23 protein-coding genes and 3 tRNA genes are annotated in these 24,407 nt (G+C 39.5%); 17 read left to right on the top strand and 9 right to left on the bottom strand.

Annotated features, from left to right (window positions below; all coding sequences use genetic code 11):
- Positions 1-63 precede the first annotated feature (63 nt).
- Positions 64-651, top strand: coding sequence for a CDP-diacylglycerol--glycerol-3-phosphate 3-phosphatidyltransferase (gene pgsA / locus O1450_RS14545; protein WP_005218610.1), 588 nt, complete (start codon positions 64-66; stop codon positions 649-651).
- A 119-nt stretch (positions 652-770) separates the two neighbouring features.
- Positions 771-1,931 carry a hypothetical protein gene (locus O1450_RS14540; protein ID WP_269228997.1) on the top strand — a complete coding sequence of 387 codons (1,161 nt, stop codon included), beginning with the start codon at positions 771-773 and terminating at the stop codon, positions 1,929-1,931.
- 212 nt (positions 1,932-2,143) lie between these two features.
- On the opposite strand, the gene O1450_RS14535 is transcribed toward O1450_RS14540, so the two are convergent.
- The gene (locus O1450_RS14535) at positions 2,144-2,917 is read right to left on the bottom strand and encodes an IclR family transcriptional regulator (protein WP_004659301.1); all 774 of its coding nucleotides are present in this window, start codon (positions 2,915-2,917) and stop codon (positions 2,144-2,146) included.
- Positions 2,918-3,333: 416 nt separating this feature from the next.
- On the opposite strand from O1450_RS14535, the gene O1450_RS14530 reads away from it, so the two are divergent.
- The 3 genes from O1450_RS14530 to O1450_RS14520 are packed head-to-tail and all read left to right on the top strand — an operon-like array spanning position 3,334 to position 6,690.
- Positions 3,334-5,427, top strand: a complete 2,094-nt coding sequence (locus O1450_RS14530) for an FUSC family protein (protein ID WP_269228996.1) — start codon at positions 3,334-3,336, stop codon at positions 5,425-5,427.
- Positions 5,420-5,635 (top strand): DUF1656 domain-containing protein, encoded by a 216-nt coding sequence (locus O1450_RS14525; protein ID WP_269228995.1) that lies wholly within the window; start codon positions 5,420-5,422, stop codon positions 5,633-5,635. The genes O1450_RS14530 and O1450_RS14525 overlap by 8 nt, the downstream gene beginning before the upstream one ends.
- Positions 5,636-5,688: 53 nt before the next feature.
- Positions 5,689-6,690: an HlyD family secretion protein gene (locus tag O1450_RS14520; protein ID WP_269228994.1), complete on the top strand. Its 1,002-nt coding sequence runs from the start codon at positions 5,689-5,691 to the stop codon at positions 6,688-6,690.
- A 166-nt stretch (positions 6,691-6,856) separates the two neighbouring features.
- Here the strand turns inward: O1450_RS14520 and ruvX are convergent, their stop codons facing one another.
- From ruvX to recN, 3 genes are all read right to left on the bottom strand, one after another.
- The gene (gene ruvX, locus O1450_RS14515) at positions 6,857-7,300 is read right to left on the bottom strand and encodes a Holliday junction resolvase RuvX (RefSeq protein ID WP_269228993.1); all 444 of its coding nucleotides are present in this window, start codon (positions 7,298-7,300) and stop codon (positions 6,857-6,859) included.
- The gene (locus O1450_RS14510) at positions 7,293-7,847 is read right to left on the bottom strand and encodes a YqgE/AlgH family protein (RefSeq protein WP_269228992.1); all 555 of its coding nucleotides are present in this window, start codon (positions 7,845-7,847) and stop codon (positions 7,293-7,295) included. The genes ruvX and O1450_RS14510 overlap by 8 nt, the downstream gene beginning before the upstream one ends.
- 115 nt (positions 7,848-7,962) lie before the next feature.
- Positions 7,963-9,621: a DNA repair protein RecN gene (gene recN / locus O1450_RS14505; RefSeq protein WP_269228991.1), complete on the bottom strand. Its 1,659-nt coding sequence runs from the start codon at positions 9,619-9,621 to the stop codon at positions 7,963-7,965.
- A gap of 342 nt (positions 9,622-9,963) precedes the next feature.
- On the opposite strand from recN, the gene ppnP reads away from it, so the two are divergent.
- From ppnP to O1450_RS14490, 3 genes are all read left to right on the top strand, one after another.
- Positions 9,964-10,290, top strand: a complete 327-nt coding sequence (gene ppnP / locus O1450_RS14500; protein WP_004659291.1) for a pyrimidine/purine nucleoside phosphorylase — start codon at positions 9,964-9,966, stop codon at positions 10,288-10,290.
- A gap of 181 nt (positions 10,291-10,471) precedes the next feature.
- Positions 10,472-11,221, top strand: a complete 750-nt coding sequence (rlmB, locus tag O1450_RS14495) for a 23S rRNA (guanosine(2251)-2'-O)-methyltransferase RlmB (protein ID WP_269228990.1) — start codon at positions 10,472-10,474, stop codon at positions 11,219-11,221.
- Between the two features lie 30 nt (positions 11,222-11,251).
- Positions 11,252-12,163: a DMT family transporter gene (locus O1450_RS14490; protein ID WP_269228989.1), complete on the top strand. Its 912-nt coding sequence runs from the start codon at positions 11,252-11,254 to the stop codon at positions 12,161-12,163.
- Here O1450_RS14490 and coaE read toward each other — a convergent pair.
- Genes coaE through pilB form a run of 4 tightly spaced genes read right to left on the bottom strand, consistent with a single transcriptional unit; the run spans position 12,160 to position 16,593 of the window.
- Positions 12,160-12,765 carry a dephospho-CoA kinase gene (gene coaE, locus O1450_RS14485; protein ID WP_269228988.1) on the bottom strand — a complete coding sequence of 202 codons (606 nt, stop codon included), beginning with the start codon at positions 12,763-12,765 and terminating at the stop codon, positions 12,160-12,162. The two genes, O1450_RS14490 and coaE, sit on opposite strands and share 4 nt — an antisense overlap.
- A 1-nt stretch (position 12,766) precedes the next feature.
- On the bottom strand, positions 12,767-13,627 hold the full coding sequence (locus O1450_RS14480; protein ID WP_269228987.1) for a prepilin peptidase: 861 nt from the start codon (positions 13,625-13,627) through the stop codon (positions 12,767-12,769).
- The gene (locus O1450_RS14475) at positions 13,627-14,853 is read right to left on the bottom strand and encodes a type II secretion system F family protein (RefSeq protein WP_269228986.1); all 1,227 of its coding nucleotides are present in this window, start codon (positions 14,851-14,853) and stop codon (positions 13,627-13,629) included. Before O1450_RS14475 ends, O1450_RS14480 begins: the two co-directional genes overlap by 1 nt.
- A 24-nt stretch (positions 14,854-14,877) precedes the next feature.
- The gene (gene pilB, locus O1450_RS14470) at positions 14,878-16,593 is read right to left on the bottom strand and encodes a type IV-A pilus assembly ATPase PilB (RefSeq protein WP_269228985.1); all 1,716 of its coding nucleotides are present in this window, start codon (positions 16,591-16,593) and stop codon (positions 14,878-14,880) included.
- A 344-nt stretch (positions 16,594-16,937) separates the two neighbouring features.
- On the opposite strand from pilB, the gene tpiA reads away from it, so the two are divergent.
- From tpiA to O1450_RS14425, 9 genes are all read left to right on the top strand, one after another.
- Positions 16,938-17,729: a triose-phosphate isomerase gene (gene tpiA / locus O1450_RS14465; protein WP_269228984.1), complete on the top strand. Its 792-nt coding sequence runs from the start codon at positions 16,938-16,940 to the stop codon at positions 17,727-17,729.
- 12 nt (positions 17,730-17,741) lie between these two features.
- Complete coding sequence (gene secG, locus O1450_RS14460; protein WP_005162938.1) at positions 17,742-18,071, top strand: preprotein translocase subunit SecG; 330 nt, start codon at positions 17,742-17,744, stop codon at positions 18,069-18,071.
- Positions 18,072-18,128: 57 nt separating this feature from the next.
- Positions 18,129-18,213 (top strand) — tRNA-Leu (locus tag O1450_RS14455).
- Between the two features lie 44 nt (positions 18,214-18,257).
- Positions 18,258-18,334 (top strand) — tRNA-Met (locus O1450_RS14450).
- Between the two features lie 88 nt (positions 18,335-18,422).
- Positions 18,423-18,499, top strand: a tRNA-Met gene (locus tag O1450_RS14445).
- Between the two features lie 197 nt (positions 18,500-18,696).
- Positions 18,697-19,221: a ribosome maturation factor RimP gene (rimP, locus tag O1450_RS14440; protein ID WP_269228983.1), complete on the top strand. Its 525-nt coding sequence runs from the start codon at positions 18,697-18,699 to the stop codon at positions 19,219-19,221.
- Positions 19,222-19,258: 37 nt separating this feature from the next.
- Positions 19,259-20,743 carry a transcription termination factor NusA gene (nusA, locus tag O1450_RS14435; RefSeq protein WP_005218583.1) on the top strand — a complete coding sequence of 495 codons (1,485 nt, stop codon included), beginning with the start codon at positions 19,259-19,261 and terminating at the stop codon, positions 20,741-20,743.
- 10 nt (positions 20,744-20,753) lie between these two features.
- Positions 20,754-23,468, top strand: a complete 2,715-nt coding sequence (gene infB / locus O1450_RS14430) for a translation initiation factor IF-2 (protein ID WP_269228982.1) — start codon at positions 20,754-20,756, stop codon at positions 23,466-23,468.
- On the top strand, positions 23,468-23,869 hold the full coding sequence (locus tag O1450_RS14425; RefSeq protein WP_004659268.1) for a ribosome-binding factor A: 402 nt from the start codon (positions 23,468-23,470) through the stop codon (positions 23,867-23,869). Before infB ends, O1450_RS14425 begins: the two co-directional genes overlap by 1 nt.
- Positions 23,870-24,025: 156 nt before the next feature.
- Here the strand turns inward: O1450_RS14425 and O1450_RS14420 are convergent, their stop codons facing one another.
- A complete protein-coding gene (locus tag O1450_RS14420; RefSeq protein WP_269228981.1) occupies positions 24,026-24,406 on the bottom strand; it encodes a Na+/H+ antiporter subunit G in 381 nt (126 codons plus the stop codon).
- Position 24,407: the final 1 nt, after the last annotated feature.

The following is a 24,407-nucleotide window of genomic DNA, read 5'->3' as shown; positions in this document are numbered from 1 at the left end:
ATACAATCTCGGCACATCCTTTGTGCGACATGCATATTTGATGCGAACAACATGGCGGTGTTTATGAGCACAGGGCGAATCCTGAACATTCCTAATATTTTAACTTTGGCGCGTATCGCCCTCATTCCTGTATTTTTGGCAATAGCCTATTGGCCACCTGCAATTGGAATTGCTGAGCATCATGGGGGAATGATGCGACATCTGATATTGACTGCAATCTTTGTTCTTGCAGCAGTGACAGATTGGTTCGATGGTTATTTAGCTCGGACTTTGAATCAGACTTCTGCTTTCGGGCGTTTCCTTGATCCAGTCGCCGATAAGCTTATGGTTGCAGCCGCATTAATTGTATTGGTGCAATGGCAACCGACGATCTCAATGGCTTTTGCTGCAATTGTGATTATTTCGCGTGAAATTACCGTTTCGGCATTGCGTGAATGGATGGCTGAATTGGGTGCACGTACTAGCGTTGCAGTTTCTACGGTAGGAAAGTACAAAACAGCATTTCAAATGATTGCGATTAGTGTGTTCTTATTAAACTGGAAACCACTCGAAATCTGGGCATATGCTTTACTCTATACCGCCGTTATTTTGACTTTATGGTCGATGTTTATTTATATGAAAGCTGCTTGGCCATATTTAAAACAGCCTTAAAATGATTTGCCATCACTATTTTATTTAAATTTAATAAAAATCTAGATAATCAAAGCATTCACTATAATATTTGTGAAATATAGTGAATGTTAAAAATGATAACGTAGGAACACGGTTACATGTCATCTTTATTATATTTATCAAATCAAGAGTTGTATCTATTACAAAATCAAAAAACACAGACTATAGATTGTCATGCGGTCAGTCAGTACAAGAAAAATTTACAAGAAATTAAGCAGCGCAAACAATGGAAAACCACTGGGACTGGCGCGCAATTTATGGGGTTGACCCGTCAAGATGATCCAAATGAATTAGCCTATGTATTTCCAGTTGATGCGGTATTGACTGATAATCAACAGATGATTTATGCGGCGCGACTACAAGATGGTTGTGCAATTTATATGAAATCATTAACTGAGTTACAACAGCCAGAAGCTTTAGTTCTTAGAAACAATGAATTTATTGTTCATCATCTTGATTATGCAGCGCAAAAACAAAGATTAATTTTATCTGCAAGTAAAGGTTATGCATATGAAAGGCATCTTTGTGTTTTGGGGTTAGATTCGAATCGCATCCAATATATTACAGAAGGTGACTGTCAAGACGAACATCCAAGTTTTGATCCTCAAGATCCTGATATTGTTTATTATGATAGCTGTGGTTTTGCCTATGATCATCAAGGTAATGTCAGTGTGGGACCGAAAGAGATTTGTCGCTTGAATCTAAGAACAGGTGAACTAGAAACAATCATTGCTGATCCGAAGTTTGATTTTTATAAACCAAAAATTGATACGGCGGGGCAGCTTTATTTCCTTAGGCGTCCATATAAAAATCAGCATCACAGCGGCAATTCACTCAAAGATATTATATTTGCGCCGTTCAAAATTATTCGTGCTGTGATTGGTTGGTTAGACTTTTTTACGCAACGTTATACTGGCGAATCGCTTAAGTCGACTTCAGGTGCAAATCCTGCTAAGACTAAACAAAAATCTGAAGAAGAATTATTTGTTGAAGGTAATTTGATTAAAGCTCAGAAAACTTTGCAACAAAATCAAAGTGCAGGTGAAAAATTTGCGGGTGTGATCCCTCGTAATTGGGAACTGATTCAATATGCAACGAATGGGGAGCAGAAAGTTCTGAAAAGAGGGGTGTTAGGCTATGCCCTGAATCAGGATGGTTCGCTTTATTATTCAAATGGTAAATATTTGGTTGCAATGTCGACTGATCAGACTGAACAGATGTTGGTTGAAGAAAAATTAATCAATAAAATTATGTGTTAACTCAATAAATTTATTCTAACTCATTGTTTATAAATTATTTTAATTAAGAGTTTTGGATAGCGCTTAAGAAAAAAGCCCATACAAAGATGAGCTTAGTTCTCTGAGGAAATACACGCTCTTTGGGAAAGCATGCTGAAGAACATAATCATAATATGAGAATATATTGCTATTTACAACGGATAAAAATGTAAATATTTTTTAAAATTCTCAATTCAGTTTGACTGATTTTCGGAAAGTGTTGCAAATTTATGCTCAATTTGCGCTGCATTATTTTGCAAGATCTCGATCAGTTTTTGAATATTCAAGAAATCAAAACGATTTTTTGATGCTACTAGCGTGAGTGCAATCGGCGCTTCTTTAGTAGAAAAGCGAATCGGCACGGAAAGGCCACATACCATTGGATCAATCTCACCCTGCGATAAATAAAAGCCTTGTTTTTTAATTTTCCGCATTTGCTGCATAAATTCATCGAGGCTATGGGCAAAGCCTACCTGAGCAAGTTCCTGAGTAAACTGATGATAATAAGCTTGAATATGCTGCTTCGAGAGATGAGCAATCACAATTTTGGGTGAAGCACCTACATAAACAGGGCGTGGACAACCTCTTCCGTAAGAAATAAGTTCTGCTTCTTTAAAGGTTTCATGGTGTAAATCAATACAATAATCATGGTTTAAATAGGTTAACAAACAACAGAGTTCAGTACGATCTACGATATCACGCATAAAAGGAATACTGATCTGAACCAATGGATCTGTACTATGAGAAATATAATCAAGAACGGCAATTTTAGACCCTAAAGTGTAGTCTCCTGATGTACCACTAATGCGTTTTAAAATATCTGTTGAAACAAGTTCTTTAAGATAACGATAGGCTGTGGGTTTTGACAGACCAAGCTCATCACAAATGATATCGACATTGATAATCGGACGTGAAACTGAAAATAAATCCAGCACGGTGAGAATTTTACCAAAACTCGAAATTGCCATGATCCGTTGTCTACTCCTTAAAAATAACGTGAAAATCGAACTTTTATTGCTTTATAACAGAAAAGCCCGAGATCGTGTATGGACTTTTAGGTCGGAATATTTTTGCTCAATCAATTAGGCATTGAATTGAGAAAAGATATGGTTTTTATTGAAAATATTTTAAATTAAAATGAAAAATTATCAAATAGTGATAATTTATGTTGACTAATTTGCTTTGTTTTGAAAAAATTATAGATGTAGTGTCTTTATTGGATAATGAAATTAGTTAAATTATCTCCATTTGCTCTAGACACTATGCCTTGTTCCCCATAATCAGCTTTTTCTTGTCAACTGATTTAATACTCCATATCGGTCTAACTTCGTGCCACATTGTTATGTGTCATTAGATCAGGCTGACTTAGAATTGAGACATATTCATGTTACTTAAACAGCTGTTAGCTTTCAGACCAAGCCGACTTGATCTTATTTTTGCTTGTAAAACCTTTGTAGCAGGCATGCTGGCGCTGTTTATTTCTTTTGAATTAGATTTGATTAATCCGATGTGGTCGATTGGAACGGTCATGATTATTGCCAATCCTTATTCGGGAATGGTGTCTTCGAAATGTGTGTATCGTTTGATTGGGACTGTAGCAGGGGCAGTCATAGCACTGTTATTGACCCCACATTTTATTAATACGCCATGGCTATTTACGGTTATTTTATCTCTCTGGGTGGGCTTTGCTTTATATGTGTCATTACTAGACCGCACGCCGCGAAGCTACGTATTTATGTTGGCAGGATATTCAACTGCCATGATTGTTTACAATGCAATTACCTATATCGATACCTACAATATTTTTGATATCGCTGTTGCACGTGTACTTGAAATCTCAGTTGGGGTGGTCTCTTCCGCCGTTGTTTCGGCAACTTTTTTTCCAGTTCATGTTGGCGCAATGATTAAGCAACGTGTCAATAAAACGTTAAACGATCTAGAAGCAACCTTTGAAAAATTGATTGCAGTTCAAGAAACACCTGAAAATTACACGCAAGTTTTATCTGTGATTACTCGTGATGCCTCTGATATTCATGCCTTAGCTGTACATTTGGCTTATGAGAAAGGTGAGTTGAAAGGCATGACCAAACCTTTACAAGAAATGCTACATCAAGTGTCATTGGTGGTTGCGAATTTGGTTGCATTGTCTCAACGTGTGAAACAACTCGAACATTTGCACTTAGTTAATCTTGTTTCGCATTTGGATATGATTCGTCAGCATACTTTGACATTTTTAAAACAAGAGAAAAGTTTAGTACCTGCTGATTTACAGACTTTGCCGATTGGATTTGAAGAGGATTTCGCTGAGCTGATTTCTAAAGTAACGTCTGAACAGAAAGTTGTATTGGCTGCATTAAAGATGGATGTTCGTCATTTTATAGCCAATATCTTGGCAGTAAAACTACTTTGGCAACAGATTCAGCAAGGCAATAAAGAGATTCCAATAGAAATTACAGCCATTACGACGAAATATCCAAGTTTACATCGTGATCATGGTATTGCGATACGAGGTGGAATTAGTGCGGTACTGATTACTTTTATTGTCACTGCAGCTTGGATTCTGTCAGGTTGGAAAGCGGGTTTTATGATGGCGCAAATGGGTGCAATTACGGCGTGTATCTTAACGGCTTTGGATAACCCAGTACCTGTGCTGCGGATTTTTATTTGGGGCAGTATTGTATCCGCAGGCTTAGTATTCTTATATGCATTTGGTATTTTTCCGCATGTGACTCATTTTTGGCAATTGGCTTTGGTGCTATTCCCTGTGTTTTTAGTGGCTGTCACCATGATGGCAAATCAAATGTTAATGCCTGTAGGAATGGTACTTGGGATTAACACCATGATGGGACTGAATCTGCATAATAAATACACCATGGATGCTGTTTCTTATTTAGATAGCTCATTTGCAATGGTTCTGGGCGTATTGGTTTCACTAATTGTGATTGATTTAGTTCGAGCTGTTTCACCTGATACCAGTGCAACGCGAATTTTAACTTTACATTATCAAGCGATGCGTCAGGCATTAAATCTATCTTATGGCAGTGAGTTCAAAATTCATCTACGCAGTATGTTGGACCGAGTTGGAGTATTGAATACCAAAATGGTTCAAAATCCTGAAGTTAAGATCTCGATTCAGAATGCTCTGATTGAAAGTAGTTCAATTATTGACTTAGTCCGATTGCAAGAAATCAGCCAAAAACTCCCCCAATTGGTCAGTTTGAAAAATGAAGTCAATGTACTGCAACAGCAACTGACAGAATATTTTCAAATGCAGGAGAAACAACTTTCTCTGAACCATTTTCCAATTCGAATTGTACAGCAGATTGATCTATTACAGCGGATTGCAGTGCAAATTGAAGATGAGCAACTCGCTCAAAGAATGTTGATTTCTCTGAATAATATTTGTGAAAGCATAGGGCATGTCTCAACACAAAAGCTGGATTCAGAAACATATGATTTAGGTGTATTGCATGGGTGAGATTAACGTTTATGGAATCTATATTCCAATTCTTTTGGTGCAAGCCATCATCGCCTACGTGTTCTTTAAGCTGATGAGTCCACTGATCGACCACTTGGTTATGAGAGGTTGGATTGTACTACCGAACATTTTCAACTTGTGTTTGTACTTGGGATTGTTGCTGTGTATGCATTGGTTATGTCTTTATTTACAAGGTACAAGCCTTTAAGTAGCTTTCTCCGAAATTTAATGATTTAAAAATATGTGGTAGAGGTAATGAACATGAATGCATTTGATGTACGAAAAGTCATACGTCCAATTGTATTAGTACTTTCGGTTTTGATTGCGATATATGCAGTCGTGCATTTATGGAATTACTACAATGCTGCACCGTGGACACGTGATGGTCGTGTGCGTGGTGATGTGGTTCAAGTAGCTTCAGATGTGAATGGATTAGTAACTGAGGTGCTGGTACAGGACAATCAAACGGTAAAGAAAGGACAAGTTCTTTTCAAGATTGATGTTGAACGTCAAGCGCTTGATGTTGAACAAGCTAAATCTGATTTAGCAAAAGCCAATGCTGGTTTGGCTCAGGCGCGTGCAAACTTAGTCGGTTCAAAGGCAAATTTGGTCAAGACTGAAGCTAATATGAAATTGGCTGAGAAGAATGCAGCACGTTATGCCAGTTTGATGGATGGTGCAATCTCTAAGCAAGAGCAAGATCAGGTTTTTGCTACACGCGATCAGGCGATTGCGGAAAAAGAGCAGCTAGCAGCGAGTATTGAACAGGCCGAGGCTGCTATTCAACAACAGCAAGCTTTGATCGAAGTGGCGAATAGCAATTTACATTTAGCTCAGCTCAATATGAGTCGTTCGGCAGTCGTTGCACCTGCGGATGGGACCTTAGCTAACTTTGATTTACGTGTTGGGAATTATGTTAAGGTTGGGCAAGCGGTTGCTGCGCTGCTAGATCGTCATCAGCTTTATGTCGTGGGCTATTTTGAAGAAACCAAATTGAATCGTATTCATGTCGGTGATGCTGCAACGGTACAGTTGATGGGGGATCGTCAATTAATTCGTGGGCATGTTCAAGGTATTGCAACAGGGATCGAAGATCGTGAGCGTTCTGGTAGTTCTAATCTATTAGCAAATGTAAACCCTACTTTTAGTTGGGTACGTTTAGCGCAACGTGTGCCTGTAAAAATTGTTTTAGATGAACAACCTCAGAATCCATTGGCTTTTGTTTCAGGGCGAACTGCAACCGTGAGAATTATTGAGAAATAATCAGGCATAGTCTGAGCTGATTTATTTTTTAAGAATTGCATTCTAAATTTTATTCAAATGGTTTGGGTTATAGACGTGCTAAAGCAGTTATTTTGAGCATTTGGATCTGATTTTATCACGGTACATCAGTGTGCTATACCGTGATAAAGCGCTTAAATATAAATGATTAAGGTGTTATTCCATTGGGATCACGATACCAGCTTTGAATGAGTAGTGCAGCTGCGAAACTATCAGCCGATAAGCGTTTTGCTTGGCCTTTATTTTGATAAGACTCAAGTTCTTCTCTCGCTTCGCGTGTAGTCAAGCGTTCATCCACCATCCACGTTTCAATGTTGGTTTGATGACGCAAACGTCGTGCAAATTTTCGTGCGCGAGCGGAGAGTTCAGATTCACTATCATCCATATTTAATGGCAAACCGACTAAAAAAAGATTGGGTTGCCATTCTTTGACAAGTTTTAATAGCTGGTTCCAGTCAGGGATACCATCTTTCATGGCGAATAATGGCAAAGGATTAGCACTCTCAATAGTTGATTGACCAATTGCGATCCCCATTTTTTGAGTACCAAAATCAAAGGCCATAATAGATTGCGAAGTTTTAAAATCAGGCATGACCAATCTCTGAAGCAAACCATGTACGGTCTACCCCCATTTTTTTGTATGCCGCATCCCAACGATCGCCGTAAGGTAGATTAAAGATTAAATCCATATCTGAGTCACAAATCAGCCAGTCACCACGTGCCATTTCTTCTTCAAGCTGATTTTTGCCCCAGCTGGCATAGCCTAGGGCAATTTGGTAACGACCGACACCTTCGTTATGTGCAATTGCATCCAAAATATCTTTACTGGTGGTAATGCAAACATTTTCACCGACTGCGATTGATGAATGCCAAGTAGGTTGACCTGTGTGTAGGACAAAACCTGCTTCTGGGCGTAATGGTCCACCTTGCAACACGGCATGAGGTTGTACATTATCTGCATCAATCTCTAAATCATTCAATAATTCTTTGATCTGTAACTCAGAAGGGCGATTGATAATAATGCCTTGTGCACCATCTTCATCATGGCGTGCCACATAGATAACAGTATTGGCAAAGAAGTCATCTGTTATGTCTGGTGGAGCGATGAGACAACGGTGAGTTAGATATTGTTTCGTCACCTAGGCGATTCTCCATCAAAAATAGTATGCTGATCTATCTATATAGGTTCTTCTTATCAACATACAAGAGTTAATCGGATTTCGCCAATCTTTTTCTCACATTTTGTTATGCGTTTTAAGCTGATTGAAATTTTAGTTGACGCAGTTGTTTGGCATGTTGCAAGGTGGTTTCGCTAATCTCAACGCCGCCAGACATACGTGCTAGTTCTAGAATGCGTTGTTCCTCATTTAACTCAATAATAGTACTGCTTGCTGGATCTGTTTGTTGTTTTTTGACCAATAAGTGTTGGTCAGACTGTGCAGCAACTTGAGCTTGGTGAGTGATACAGAGCAGTTGTACATGTTGAGCCAAATCAGCGAGTAAACGACCAACCACTTCGGCCGTACCACCACTAATTCCGACATCAATTTCATCAAAGACCAAAACTTCGGATTCTGTTTTTTCAGCATTCATCACTTGCATGACCAGTGCAATACGAGAGAGTTCACCGCCAGAAGCAACGCGAGCCAACGGTTGTGGCGGAATCCCTTTATTGGCAGTGAAAAGAAGCTGAATAAAGCTGAGACCTTCGGCATTTGCTTCCATTGGCTCGAATTTAAATTCAAAATATGCTTCTGGTAGAGCAAGCGGCTTCACTTGTTCAGTCAATTGCTTCGCCAATGGAACTGCGGCTGCACGACGAATATGATCTAGATGTTCAGCTTTTTGCATAAAAATTTGATAAGAAATTTCTACTTGTTCCGCTAAGGTTGCAGGATCTTCTAATAGATGTAATTGCTCTAATTCCTGTTGCCAAGTTTCATATTCTTGTTTGAGTAATTCAGGTTGGGTACGGTGTTTGCGCGCGAGACGATGGAAAATTTCTAAGGTTGTATTGAGCTGTTCCATTCTTTCAGGATCAAAGCTTTGGCGATCAATAAATTGGCGTAAACTCGCGGTTGCATCTTCAATCTCACTTTGCGCATTGAGTAACGAATTATAAATATTTGATAACTGTTCACTGCGTCCTGCATGGGACTCTAAACGACGAATGATTGAAGCAACTTCTTGAGTGATATTTTGTTCCGCCTCATCCAAGACATTTAGACTGTAACTACAGTCTTGCATAATATGTTCATGATGGCTGAGACGATCAAATTCTTGTTCAATCTCTCGATAATCCGTTTGGACAATCTCTTCAAGTTCTTCAATTTGAGATTCTAAATTTTGTATTTTTTGAATACGCGTGGCTTGCGCATCCAAAGCGGCTTGATGCTGGCGAATGTTTTTTTGCCATGTGCTATACGCTTCACGTACTTCATCTGCTGGTTCGGCAAAATTATGATAACGATCTAACCAGTGCTTCGGATAAGGGGGTTCAAGTAATTGCTGTTGGCTATGCTGGCTATAAAGTTGTACCAGTAAGCGTCCAATTTCTTTTAACTCAGACAAGCTACTTGGGCGCCCATTGATCCATGCTTTGCTTCGACCTGTCGCAAATATGACACGTCTTAAATGAATCTCACCAGAATCATCATCTAGTTCATGTTCTGTAAGCCATTTTGCTTCTGCACTTTCAGCTTGATAACTAAACACAGCAGTGACGTCTGCTTTATCTGCACCATAACGGACATAGTTGGTATCGGTACGTTCACCCAAGCATGCAGACAGTGCATCTAACAATAACGATTTTCCTGCACCAGTTTCCCCAGTCAAAACATTGAAACCTTGTTCAATATCTAAAGCTAAATGGTCTGCAAGTGCAAAATTAATTAAAGTTAAATGGGTGAGCATATATGCATCCAGTGCACGTAATCTTTTGCTTAAAGATAGAGAAATTTTGCTAATCGAACAAGAGGAGCAGCGTTGTGTTGATGAAATCATATTTTATTTTTGGAGCTGTTTTGAATAATTTAGTGATGTAAAGCTCATCTATCAATTTATAAGATTTTTTCTATTGTAGTTTAGATCGGATGCTTTGATCTAAAAGCGCTTGTGAGTTGAACATAACTTTAGTAGAAAGGCATAAAAATTGCTGTTAAAGCATGATAAAAATGGATTGATTAGTGACGCAGGCACAATTAAACTACGTCCATCATAACCTAATATAAATGCTGCATTATTTGGAGAGTAGGCATGAGTTCAGTGCAGTTTGATCATGTTACGGTCATTAAAAAGTCAAATGTATATTTTGGTGGGGCATGTATCAGCCATACTGTACAATTTGAAGATGGTACTAAAAAGACATTAGGTGTGATTTTACCTACTGAACAGGCATTAACTTTTGAAACACATGTGCCAGAACGTATGGAAATCATTTCTGGTGAATGTCGTGTAAAAATCGCAGATAGTACAGAAAGTGAGTTATTCCGCGCAGGTCAGTCTTTTTATGTCCCAGGAAATAGTGTTTTCCACATCGAGACTGATGAAGTACTTGATTATGTATGTCATTTAGAAGGTTAACTGATCGCTTCCTAAATCGGGTACACTATACCTAAAGAGAATCCTGTAAATTCATTTTGCAGGATTTTTTTATTAAATTCCCTTGTGGAGCTATTCGCTCCTCACCTGTAAAGCTACTTTGCAGGATTTTTATTTTTCAAAATCTCCCTTTATAGATCGGGAATACTGCAAGAGGTCGTTCATGGCAAAACCTGAATATTATTATGGCGTTCATTCGGTTGAGTCATTATTGGAGTTAGAGCCTGAACGCGTTTTGACTTTATTTACCTTAAAAGGTCGTGATGACCAGCGATTACAAAAGATTTTGCAACTCGCAGAACCTTTTGGTATTAGCGTCCAAAAGGCGAGTCGGGATAGCTTGGAAAAGCTTGCAGGCTTACCTTTTCACCAAGGTGTAGTGGCTGCAGTTCGACCACATCCAACCTTAAATGAAAAAGATTTAGACGAATTGATGCAGCAGTCACCGGACGCTTTGTTACTGGCATTAGATCAAGTGACTGATCCGCATAATCTCGGTGCATGTATTCGTACTGCAGCTGCGATGGGTGTTCAGGCGGTGATTGTGCCACGTGATCGTTCAGCTAGTTTAACCCCGACGGCACGTAAAGTTGCAGCAGGTGGGGCGGAAAAAGTTAAGTTTATTCAAGTGACTAACTTAGCTCGAACCTTAGCTCATTTAAAAGAGACCACACATACACGTGTTATTGGCACAATGCTAGATGAAAAAGCATTGCCAATTCAGCAATGTGACTTTAAGGGTGCAGTCGTCATTGTTATGGGTGCGGAAGACACAGGTTTGAGACCGATTACTCAGTCTCAATGTGATCATACGGTTTATATTCCAATGTCTGGTGATTTACAAAGTCTAAATGTGAGTGTCGCAACAGGTATGGCACTTTATGAAGCATGCCGTCAACGTAGTGTTGTATAATTCACACAAGTATTGCCAATGTAATCTTAAATGACTGCTCGTACACAAGGTTATCTATTTGTTTTAATTACAATGTGTATTTGGGGGGGATTTACCATTTTCTCCCGTTTAAATTTACATTGGCATGTCAGTGCTTGGGATTTGGTGGCAATGCGTTTTGCGATTGCTTTTCTTATCTTAATGCCGATACTCATTTATAAAAAAGATTTAGCTTTTTTGTGGCATCCTCGTCCTGTGGTTTTGGCATTAACAGGTGGTTTAGCCTATTGTCTAACCGTTTATACGGCTTTTTTGCAAGCACCAGCAGCCCATGCTGCAATTTTCTTAAATGGCTGTATTCCTCTATGTACGGCGGTTGCTGCTTATTTATTGTTTAAACAGCCTTTTGATAAACATACTTGGTTAAGTCTTAGCATCATGTTAAGTGCGCTTGTATTAATGAGCTATCTGATGCTGCATGATCAAGCGGCCGCTTTTGGCTTAGGCGATTTACTTTTTTTTATCAGTGCTGTTTGGTGGGGAGTTTTTACAGTATTGCTTAAACAATGGAAATTATCGGCTTGGCATTCCATGGCAAGCGTGGCAATTTGGTCGGCGATTATTTATTTACCTGTCTATATTTTATTTGTTCCAAAACATTTTCAAGAAGCAGAACCCATTCATTTAGTCATTCAAGGTTTATTTCATGGTGTATTGGTCGTAATTATTGCGACTTTGACCTATGTTGCTGCGATTGAGCGTTTAGGTGCATTTAAAACGGGTAGTATTGTTACTTTGGCACCTTTTATTGCCGCTGTGATTGCTGTTCCACTGCTTGATGAGCCTTTAAATACAGCGATTGCTTGTGGTTTAGTAGGAATGGGTATTGGTGCATTACAGCCATGGCGCTGGTTTAAAAAAGACACGCTGAGTGAACGACTCGCGCAACAGAAGCAGGATTAAAATGCCTGTTCAGCACTTTGTAGATATTTTAGATGTAATGGTTTTAGTTGTTGATGAAGATGCTCAAGTAAACCATCATTCATAACAATATCATTTGCGAGTAATTGCTTTTGGGTGCGAGGCATTTGTACCGCGATAATTTTGCGGATTTGTTCTTCATTTTGTCCATCCCTTTGACTTGCACGTTGTAGTTGTGTTTGTTCATTTGCATCGATGAGTAGGGTATGATGCACAAGTTCATGTTGATTGGTTTCAAAGAGAAGAGGTGAAACTAAAATGACATAAGGGCTTTCTGCTTGTTGTAATTGTTGAATAATGGATTGGCGTATAGCAGGGTGAGTGATCTTTTCGAGTGTTTCTCGCGCTTCTGGAAACTGGAATATGTGTTCACGAAGTGCACGTCGATTCAGATTGCCATCTTCTAATAATACCCAGTCTCCAAAAGAAAGTTGAATTTCTTTCAAAGCAGGTTGACCCGGCTCAACCACCTCACGAGCTACAATATCTGCATCGACTACAACAATTCCTTGGGATTCAAACCATTGTGTCGCGGCGGATTTGCCACTACCAATGCCACCAGTAATGCCCAAGATAAAACTCATATTATCCACCTAGATATATTTTCATAATTTGATTTCCCCATAAAAATGCAATCCAGCCAGCAATTGCAATATAAGGACCAAATGCAAATGGTTGGTTTTCACCACGCATTTTTATCAAAATAATTCCAATAATTGCACCAACAACTGAAGAGAGTAGCACAATTAGGGGGAGCATCAATGGTCCCATCCAAGCACCTAAAGCTGCAAGTAGTTTAAAATCACCATAGCCCATACCTTCCTTGCCTGTGACGAGTTTAAAGATATAGTAAACAATCCATAAGCATAGAAAGCCAATCAAATAGCCCCAAATCGCTGAACCAGCAGAAGTATAAATAGTGAAACTATTGATTCCCAAGCCTAGTGCGGCAAGTGGTAAGGTAAAGCGATCGGGTAATAGCTGTGTGTCGAAATCAATAAACGTTAATGTGATTAAGACCCAAGTGAGTATTAAGCCAAATAACATTTGTACGGTCGCACCAAATATAGCAACTACTATTAATGAGCAAATCATTGTTAATAGTTCAATAAGTGGATAGCGAATACTAATTGGATTTTGGCAAGCACCACATTTGCCACGAAGCATTAACCAACTCATTACAGGAATATTTTGATACCAGTGAATAGCAGATTTACATTTTGGACATGTAGATGGTGGGGTGCTTAAGGTTAATTTAGTTTCGTCTATTATAGGTTGTTCTGGGTGTAACAACATTTGGCATTCATGATGCCATTCTTGTTCCATCATCTTTGGTGTTCTATAGATGACGACATTTAAAAAACTACCAATGCATAAACTTAAAAGTCCAACTGCGACATATAACGCAGTTGGGTTGTCTATAAAGTAAGATAAAAATTGATGCATTACATTACTGATCCCATTTGGAAAATAGGAAGGTACATCGCGATAACTAGACCACCCACGAGTACACCTAATACCGCCATGATCAGTGGTTCCATCATTGATGTTAAGCCATCGACTGCATTATCCACTTCATTTTCAAAATGTGTTGCGACCTTATCTAACATCGTGTCCAATGCTCCAGATTCTTCACCAATTGCAACCATTTGAATCGCCATGGACGGGAATTTATTTGACACACGCATCGCAAATTGTAGCTGTTGACCTGTTGCGACATCCTCACGAATTTTCATCACAGCTTCTTCGTAAACAACATTATTCGTTGCACCAGCTGTAGATTCGAGAGCATCAATCAGTGGTACACCAGCGGCAAAAGTGGTTGCAAGTGTACGGCTATAACGAGCAATAATCGCTTTATAGACTAGATCACCAAAAATAGGTGCTTTGAGTGCCATTTTATCTAAAAAGTCTCTGAATTTTTTACTACGTTTTTTTGTTTCTAAGACGCAGGCAATTAATGTTGCAATTACTATAATTAAGATAAACCAGTATTTCTGTGTCCAATTGGACATGTTTACAACCATTTGAGTAAATGCTGGAAGATCTGCACCGAAGGAACTAAATAGGTCTTGAAACACTGGAACGACTTTAACCATTAAAATCACAGTTACAATCACGGCTACAATAAGAACACTAATTGGATATTTCATGGCTTTTTTAATTTTTTGTTTTAATAATTCGCTTTTTTCTTTATAGATCGCAACACGATCTAGCATAGTTTCTAATGCACCCGATTGCTCACCCGATTCAACTAATGAACAGAATAGATTATCAAAATGTTGTGGATATTTTTTTAGCGCGCCAGCAAATGTATTGCCACCTTCAACTTCCCCTTTAATTCCTAGTACAACTTCACGCATAGAGGGATTTTCTAAACCCTCGGCGACGATCTCAAAGCCTTGTACTAAGGGTACGCCTGCTTTCATCATGGTTGCTAATTGACGAGTAAAAATCGTAATATCTAATGTTGATACTTTTTTCTTCATTAAACCTTCGAGAATATTTTTGCGTTTTTCTCGAATATTTTTAATGGTAATTCCTTGTTTTCGTAACGTGACTTTGGCTAAAGCCATGTTGCGTGCTGGAACTTCCCCTTTGATTTTAGCCCCTTTACGATCTATTCCTTCATAGGCAAAAGTAGGCATCATTTGCGCTTTTTTAACTGCCATGATTATTAATCCTTATTATTAATTTTATTCACTTGTTACTCGGTTAATTTCCTGCAATGAGGTAATTCCTTGCATTACTTTTTTCAAACCAGAACGCCGGAGATTATTAAACCCTGCTTGTTCTGATGCTGCTGCAATTTGCAGTGCATTTCCATCTTCCATGATAATTTTAGAGATTGCGGGGGTGACCTTCATGACTTCATAAATACCTACTCGCCCTTTATACCCTTCACGGCATTCAGGACATCCAATAGGCTGAAATATTTGTAAATCTGGATTGGCTAAATCTTGTTCAGTAAATCCTAGTTCAATGAGACTCTGCTTAGGTACATTAAGAGGTATTTTACATTGTGAGCATAAACGTCGTGCTAAACGTTGTGCGATAACAAGATTAACTGATGTTGCGATATTAAACGAAGGTACACCCATGTTGCGTAAACGAGTTAAAGTTTCTGGCGCACTGTTGGTATGCAGTGTTGACATCACCATATGACCTGTTTGCGCTGCTTTAATTGCAATTTCGGCTGTTTCCAAATCACGAATCTCACCGACCATAATTACATCCGGGTCTTGGCGTAAGAAAGCCTTTAATGCAGCAGAGAAAGTTAATCCCGTCTTTGGATTCACGTTGACCTGATTAATGCCTTCCAAGTTAATTTCAACAGGGTCTTCTGCTGTTGAAATATTGGTATCTTCAGTGTTTAGAATATTTAGACCAGTATATAGCGATACGGTTTTACCAGAACCTGTTGGACCTGTAATCAATAGCATTCCTTGAGGCTTTTCAAGTGCTTCAATGAATAATGCTTTCTGATCATCTTCATAACCTAATGCTTCAATCCCGAGCATAGCACTTGATGGATCCAAAATACGTAGTACTAATTTTTCTCCAAATAAAGTAGGTAAAGAGTTAACACGGAAATCAATTGCTTTGGTTTTTGATAACTTGAGTTTAATACGACCATCTTGAGGCATTCGTTTTTCTGAAATATCCATTTGGGACATAACTTTTAAACGAGAAGCCAAGCGATTTGCCATTTGTAATGGTGGGGTAGCAATTTGGCGTAGAACGCCATCTACACGATAACGCACACGATACGTTTTTTCGTAAGGTTCAAAATGTAAATCTGATGCGCCCATGCGAATTGCATCAATTAAAAGCTTATTAATATATTTAACAATAGGCGATTCATCACCTTGAGATGAATTATCGTCATTTTCTTGAGGAGAATCTTGATTAACATCGATATCTAAATCGAAGTCTTCACTGTCACCAAAATCGAAACTACCTGAATCACCGAAATGTTGTTCGATTAACTTTTCAAGTTTCGTATGCTCAACAATAATTGGTTCAATATTAAGTTTCGTATTGAACCTAATTGCATCTAATGCATCAATATTAGTTGGGTTGCTCGTAGCAACATACAAAATTTGTCCACGTTGTATTAACGGAACAACACGATGTTTTTGTATGAGTTTATTGTCGGTTAATTCTCGAGGTAATAATCCAACATCGTAAACCGCCAAATCAAAAAGTGGTTCGCCAAATTCTACGGAGATGCTTTCTGCAATGGTAAGTGGAGAAAGACGATGTTGTTCAATCAAATGAGCAACAATATCTTGTTTGGCTTTCTTGGCTGCATCAATTGCATTCTGCATATTTGCAGCAGTCATATGACCATCTTCAACTAAACGTCGAATGAACCCCGAAAACTTTGGAGACGTATGTAATCCTGACATCTGTCCGCCTTACTGACAATATGGTTATAATAGCTATCCTCAAAATTATACTTTTGTTACGTAAAAATACCACTATAGAAAGTGTTGTTTTTTACTTGGTTCATATTGAAAAACTTGAACTGATCGATTTTTTTACAAATTAATTTCAGATTCAGTGAGTAGCGTTCGCTAGAAATAAAGCAAACTATTGTAAGAAATCGACATATACATGTAAAAAAAGTTGATGGTTTTTTAGATCTATTTTCTTTTGGTTGAAACTTAAACTGAAAAGAAAAACTGAATTTTATAAAAATACGTGTAAAATATGCAGCATTTTTTATAAATTAGTCGTAGGTGGGCGAAGTATGTCGAATTCGGCGATTACCCCTTGGGTTATTGGCAATTGGAAAATGAATCCAATGCATGCGAATGCTTTCCAATTAATAGAAGAATTTAAGCAGTTACTACAACAGGACAATATTTCTCCTGAGCAATGTCATATTGGTGTAGCGCCAATAACGATTGCGTTGACTGGTGTTCACGCTCAGCTAAAAGATGCAACCAGAGCTGTTTATACTGTGGCTCAGGATCTTTCTCGTGTGGCAGGTACTGGTGCTTACACAGGTGAGGTGAGTGCGGAACTGTTAAAAGATAGTCAGATTGAATATGTATTGATTGGACATTCTGAGCGCCGTGAATTATTTGGTGACAACGTCAATATTTTAAAAGCAAAACTGCAAAATGCATTAAATGCAGGTTTGACCGTGATCTATTGCGTTGGTGAAAGTTTAGAGCAGCGTGAGCAAGGCGCTGCTGAGCAAGTGGTATTACAACAAATTTGTGATATTGCATCGGTCGTTAAAGCTGAACAATGGCAAAATATTGTGATAGCGTATGAACCGATTTGGGCGATTGGAACAGGGAAGACAGCTTCACCTGCGGATGCTCAAGCAATGCATGCAAAAATACGTGAAGGCTTAAAACAAATTACATCATTCGGTACAAACATGGCTATATTGTATGGTGGTAGTGTCAAAGCCGACAATGCTGTTGAGTTGGCTGCATGTCCTGATATTAATGGCGCTTTGGTTGGAGGTGCATCACTCAATGCACAATCTTTTTATCAAATTGCAAAAGCATTTGCTCAAAGCAAATAATAGGAAGTAGAAATGTATAGTTTTATACTCGTTGTACATATCATTTTAGCAATTATGATTATTGGATTGGTTTTAGTGCAACAAGGTAAGGGTGCTGAAGCAGGAGCGTCGTTTGGTGGCGGTGGTGCTGCTACGGTATTTGGTGCTTCTGGAGCGGGTAACTTTTTAACACGCTTAACCGCGATTTTTACAGCCTTGTTTTTTGCTACGAGTTTAACTTTGGCTGTTTTTGCAAAAAAACAAACAGCGGATGCGTATAGCTTAAAATCCGCTCAAACCACGACCTCTGCACCAGTAACATCGCCTGAAACTTCATCAAACGCACCTAAAACAACTCAATAAGTTGAATTAGTGCTTTCCTTTTTATATTTAAAGGAATAGAATGCGTCCCACAAAGCTGCGGTGGTGGTGGAATTGGTAGACACGCTACCTTGAGGTGGTAGTGCTTTAGGGCGTGGGGGTTCAAGTCCCCCCTTCCGCACCAAGCTTAATAACCAGTAAGTTTGGTGTATGCAGTGTATATGTTGTTGCGGGATGGAGCAGTCTGGTAGCTCGTCGGGCTCATAACCCGAAGGTCGTTGGTTCAAATCCAGCTCCCGCTACCATTTGATTAAGGTGCAACTTAATCAAGCAGGTGTGAAGAAAACTTAAATTGACTTTTTTTCATATTTGTATATAATTTTTGCACGTTGTTGCGGGATGGAGCAGTCTGGTAGCTCGTCGGGCTCATAACCCGAAGGTCGTTGGTTCAAATCCAGCTCCCGCTACCAAGTTTCTAAAAGAGGCTCACGATAAGGTGGGCCTTTTTGCACAGTGGACTTCGGTTTTCTGTGTAATGTAGGGGCGATTTACGCCCTTTTTTATTGGTTGTTTAGCTATCGTGTAGTGTTCGACATCAATTGGTCAAATAGTCGTGCTTCACTATACGGTTAAGATTGATTGGCTCGCATGAGAGCGACGAGAGTAAATGAAATTATCAAATAAATCTCAAGCATTGCATGATCTAATCGCGCCAGCAGTAGCTGCGTGTGGTGTAGATCTATGGGGGATTGAATTCCTACCTCAAGGTAAACGTTCTTTATTACGTATTTATATTGATAAAGTAGTTGATGAGAATGTTGAACCTATCTTAAATGAAGATGGCGAAGTTGAACAAGGGCGTGGTATTGGCGTTCAAGATTGTGTTTTAGTGACACAACAAGTGGGTGCAATGCTTGATGTTCATGACCCAATTTCAGGTGAATATGCTTTAGAAGTTTCTTCACCAGGCTGGGATCGTCCATTTTTTCAACTCAATCAATTGCCTGCTTATGTTGGGCAACAAGTGGCTTTACGATTAATTGCTGCCGTCGAAAATCGTCGTAAGTTTCAAGCGAAATTACTTTCTGTAGACTTAGAAAATGAAATCATTCAAGTTGAAGTGGAAGCTAAACATGTGCTTGAAATTGATAGTAATAATATTGATAAAGCAAATTTAATCTATCAAGACTAATATTAACTTAATTTTATAAGAAATCGGTAGGTGACTTATGGGCCGCGAAATTCTTACCGTTGCAGAAACGGTTAGTAATGAAAAAGGTGTTAGTCGTGAGGCGATCTTCCAAGCATTAGAGCAAGCACTTGTTGCAGCAACGAAGAAAAAGTTTTACGAAGGAACACATTCAGAAGAAGCACAGCTTCGTATTGAGATTGACCGTAAAACAGGTGATTATCGCACCTTCCGTCAGTGGACAGTTGTGGCGGATGAAGATCATGAAATGCCAGCTTGCCAAGATGCAATCTCAGATGTTGATCCATCAAAATGGTCAATCGGTGATGTGCGTGAGCTAGAAGTTGAGTCAATTGAGTTTGGTCGTATTGCTGCTCAAATTGCGAAACAAGTCATTGTGCAAAAGATTCGTGAAGCTGAGCGTGCTTTGGTTGCAGATGCTTATGAATCTAAAGTGGGTGAGTTGATTTACGGCGAAGTGAAAAAGCAAACTAAAGATGGCTTTATCATTGATCTAGGTGACAATGCTGAAGCTTACTTAGCGCGTGAAGAAACCATTCATAAAGAAATTTTGCGTCCTAAGCAACGTATCAATGCCATTTTATACAGCGTAAACCGCGAAGGTCGTGGCGCACAATTATTATTGTCTCGTGCCCGTCCTGAAATGTTAATTGCATTGATGAAAAAAGAAATTCCAGAAATTTCTGAAGAAATCATCGAAATTAAAGCAGCTGCTCGTCAACCGGGTGTTCGTGCTAAAATTGCAGTGAAAACCAATGATCATCGTATCGACCCAGTTGGTGCATGTATTGGTATGCGTGGTACACGTATTCAAGCAGTACAACAAGAGTTGAACGGTGAGCGTATTGATGTAGTGGTGTGGTCTGATGATCCAGCACAATATATTGCAAGCGCATTAGAACCAGCTGATGTATCAGGTATTGTGCTAGATGAAGATGCACGCAGTGCAGATATCATCTTCGCAACCAATGATCAGTTAGCACGTGCGATTGGTTCGCAAGGACAAAATGTTCGTTTAGCATCGGAATTGACGGGTTATAAACTCGACATGATGTTAGAAGAAGAGTATCGTGCTCGTCAGCAAAATGAAGCACAACAGTATTTAGATATGTTTGTTACACGTCTCGATATTGAAGAAGATTTAGCAATGGCATTGGTGGAAATGGGCTTTACTTCATTAGAAGAGATTGCTTATGTTCCAGCTGAAACATTTGATGAAATTGAACTAGATGCAGATTTAGTTGAATTGCTTCAAAGCCGTGCGAAAGAAGCTGCTTTAACTGATGCACTGAAACAGCAAGAAAATATTCAAGAGCCAAGTGCAGAACTTCTCGGTATGGATGGTATGACCACTGAGATTGCTTATGCATTGGCGGCGCGTGGTGTGATTACAATTGATGATTTGGCTGATCAAGCGACTGATGATATTTCAGATATCGAAGGTTTAGGTCATGACAAAGCAGGTCAATTGATCATGAAAGCACGTGAATCATGGTTTAACTAGGAGATAATAGATGACGGACAAGTCGATTCAAGAGTTAGCGCTCAGCGTAGAACGTCCTGTAGAGAAACTCCTAGAGCAGGTTCGCGAAGCAGGTCTACCACAGCGTAAAGCAGATGACATTATTACCGCTGAACAACAAAATACTTTGGTCAATCATTTGAAAAAAGTACATGGTCAGGACAGTGGTAACACAGGAAAAATTGCGTTGAAACGTAAAACAACCAGTACTGCTAAAGTAACAAGTACCTCGGGTAAAGCAAAAAACATTAATGTTGAAGTTCGCAAGAAACAAGTTTTTGCTAAACCGAATCCAGAATTACTTGCAGCAGAAGCGAAAGCACGTGTAGAAGCAGATGCTAAAGTACGTGCAGAGCAAAATGCACGTGATGTAGCTGTTCAAAATGCACGTGATGTAGCTGAACAAAAAGCCAATGCAACTTTAGATGCAATGCGTGCAGCGCATACGTCTAATAGTGCAGCGCAAGCACCAGCTAAAACGGCTGTTGTGGTAAAAAAACGTGGTAGTGACAAGGTGATTAAAGCACCTGTTGTTAAGCCTACAGAAACCCCTGAACAGAAAAAAGCACGTGAAGCACAAGCAGCTCAGTTGAAAGCAACTGAAGAAGCAGTGCGTCGTAAAGCAGCTGAAGAAGCGCAACAGCGTACACTTGAGCAAATGCGTCAGATGGCATCAAAATATTCAAGTGATGATGCAACGACAACGATTCGTGTTATTGATGATTCGCCTTTGGCTGCGGGTCTCGTTGGTCAGGCATACGAAGATTCTTTCAATAAAGAAGACCGTGAAATCAAACGTGGGGGCGCAACTGCAAATCCTCGTGCTGGTAAGAAAGGTGGTCGTGGTGGCGATGCTCAGTCTGAGCAAAGCTTCAGTAAGAGCCATAATAAGCGCGGCTTGAAAACCAGTCAGGCAAACAAGCATGGTTTTGAAAAACCTGTTAAAAAACAGGTTTATGATGTTGAAATTGGTGAAAAAATTGTAGTTGCCGATCTTGCACAAAAGATGGCGATTAAAGTTCGTGAAGTTATCAAAACACTTATGAAAATGGGTGAGTTGGTCACTCAAAACCAAGCAATTGACCAAGATACTGCGGTACTCGTTGTAGAAGAAATGGGTCATAACCCAGTATTAGTTTCTGATACACAAGCTGAAGATAATTTATTAGAAGCAGCTGAAGAAGCACGTGGTGAACAAACGACTCGTCCACCAGTAGTAACAATCATGGGTCACGTTGACCATGGTAAAACGTCATTGCTGGATCGTATTCGTCGCTCTAAAGTGGCAGCGGGTGAAGCGGGTGGTATTACACAGCATATCGGTGCTTATCACGTTGAGACTGAGAAAGGAATTATTACTTTCTTAGATACACCGGGCCATGCAGCGTTTACGTCTATGCGTGCACGTGGTGCAAAAGCAACGGATATCGTGGTTCTTGTTGTAGCTGCTGATGATGGTGTAATGCCACAGACTGCTGAAGCAATCGACCATGCACGTGCAGCGGGTACACCAATTATTGTTGCTATCAACAAAATGGATAAAGAATCTGCGGATGTCGATCGCGTATTAAACGAATTAGCACATAAAGAAATCGTACCTGAAGAATGGGGTGGTGATACACCTATCGCTAAAGTTTCAGCACATTCTGGTGCGGGTATTGATGAGTTACTTGATCTTATCTTGATCCAATCTGAACTGATGGAGCTTAAAGCTTCAGCAGAAGGTGCGGCGCAAGGTGTAGTAATTGAAGCACGTGTTGACAAAGGTCGTGGTGCGGTAACATCAATTCTTGTACAAAATGGTACATTGAACATTGGTGACTTGGTTCTTGCGGGTTCATCTTATGGTCGTGTACGTGCGATGGTTGATGAAAATGGTCAACGTATCACTTCAGCAGGTCCTTCAATTCCAGTTGAAATTTTAGGTTTACCTGATGCACCAATGGCAGGTGATGAAGTTCTTGTAGTGAATGATGAGAAGAAAGCACGTGAAGTTGCTGATGCTCGTTCTGACCGTGAGCGTCATAAGCGTCTAGAGCGTGCCAGTGCAATGCGTCTTGAAAACATCATGGCATCTATGGGTAAAAAAGATATTCCTTATGTGAATGTCGTACTCAAAACTGATGTGCGTGGTACTTTAGAAGCATTACATGTTGCGCTTGACGAACTTTCTACAGATGAAGTTAAAGTCCGCATCATTGGTTCTGGTGTTGGTGCAATCACTGAGTCAGATGTGACTTTAGCTGAATCTTCAGAAGCAGTATTATTAGGTTTCAACGTCCGTGCAGATAACACTGCTCGTCAAAAATCTGATCAAGATGGCATTGATATTCGTTATTACAGCGTCATCTATCATTTAATTGATGATGTAAAAGCTGCAATGAGCGGTAAGCTTGCACCTGAACATCGTGAAACGATCTTAGGTGTTGCAGAAGTGCGTGAAGTCTTCCACTCAAGTAAATTTGGTGCAGCAGCAGGCTGTATGGTACTTGAAGGTATGTTACACCGTAATAAACCAATTCGCGTATTACGTGATGACGTGGTTGTATTCCAAGGTGAACTTGAATCTCTTCGTCGTTATAAAGAAGTGGTTGAAGAAGTTCGTGCCGGTATGGAATGTGGTCTTGCGGTGAAAGGCTATAAAGACATCAAAGTCAAAGACAAGATCGAAGTCTATGATGTTCAATTGATTAAACGGAGTCTTTAATGGCGGGTAGCCAACGCTTAAAGCGGATGGCGGATTCAGTACAACGTGAGTTGTCTGAGCTGATCCGTCAAGAGCTTAAAGATCCTCGCTTAGGTGGTCTAGTGACCATCTCTGCGGTGAAAGTCAGTGCAGATATGGGTTATGCTGAAGTTTATGTCACTGTGATGGGACGTGAACTTGGTGATGAGCAAAGTGAAGTCGCAAATAAAGAAACTTTAGATGTATTGAATAAAGCTTCTGGTTTCTTGCGTCATGAGTTGAGCCGTCGTATCAAGACACGTATTACGCCAAGATTGCGTTTCCATTACGATAAAACTAATGCCTATGGTAACTATATGTTTGGTCTGATCGCGGAAGCTGTGAAGGATCTGCCTGAACAAGGGCAAGACGATAAAGAATAAGTTTTAAAAGAAAGCCACCCTCGGGTGGCTTTCTTTTGTGCTATAGATCATTGTGATTGATATGATTTTTTCTATTAAAATTATATCTTTCAGCTAGTTAATTAGTTTAGGCTTTCTGAAACTTAAAAACACATTGAGCTCAATAAAAAGACCAACTTAAAGTTGATCTTTCTTTTCTGCATTACGACGATAACGTTGCCATGGTAGCGGACGATTTAAAGCTTCTGGAACATCACCACTGGTTGAACGCAAACGTAAATGAATTGCAGCTTGTGCCATCAAATTTGCAGATACTGGGGCAGTAATAAATGCAAATAAAGTAATCAATAATTCAGCAAAACCGAAATGACCTTGAGTCGCTCCAAATATCATAGCCGCAATTAAAAAGCTCCCTAAGCCTAGCGTACTTGATTTAGTCGGTGCATGTAGGCGCATAAATAAGTCGGGTAAGCGAATCATTCCGATTGAACCTACGAGCATAAAAAATGCACCAAAGATCAAAAAGAACGAAATGATAATCTCAAAAATTATTTGCATA

The organism is Acinetobacter sp. TR11 (genome assembly GCF_027105035.1).
GTDB lineage: Bacteria > Pseudomonadota > Gammaproteobacteria > Pseudomonadales > Moraxellaceae > Acinetobacter.
Note: the sequence above shows the minus strand (reverse complement) of the source record. Positions and strands in the feature narration are given on the sequence as shown.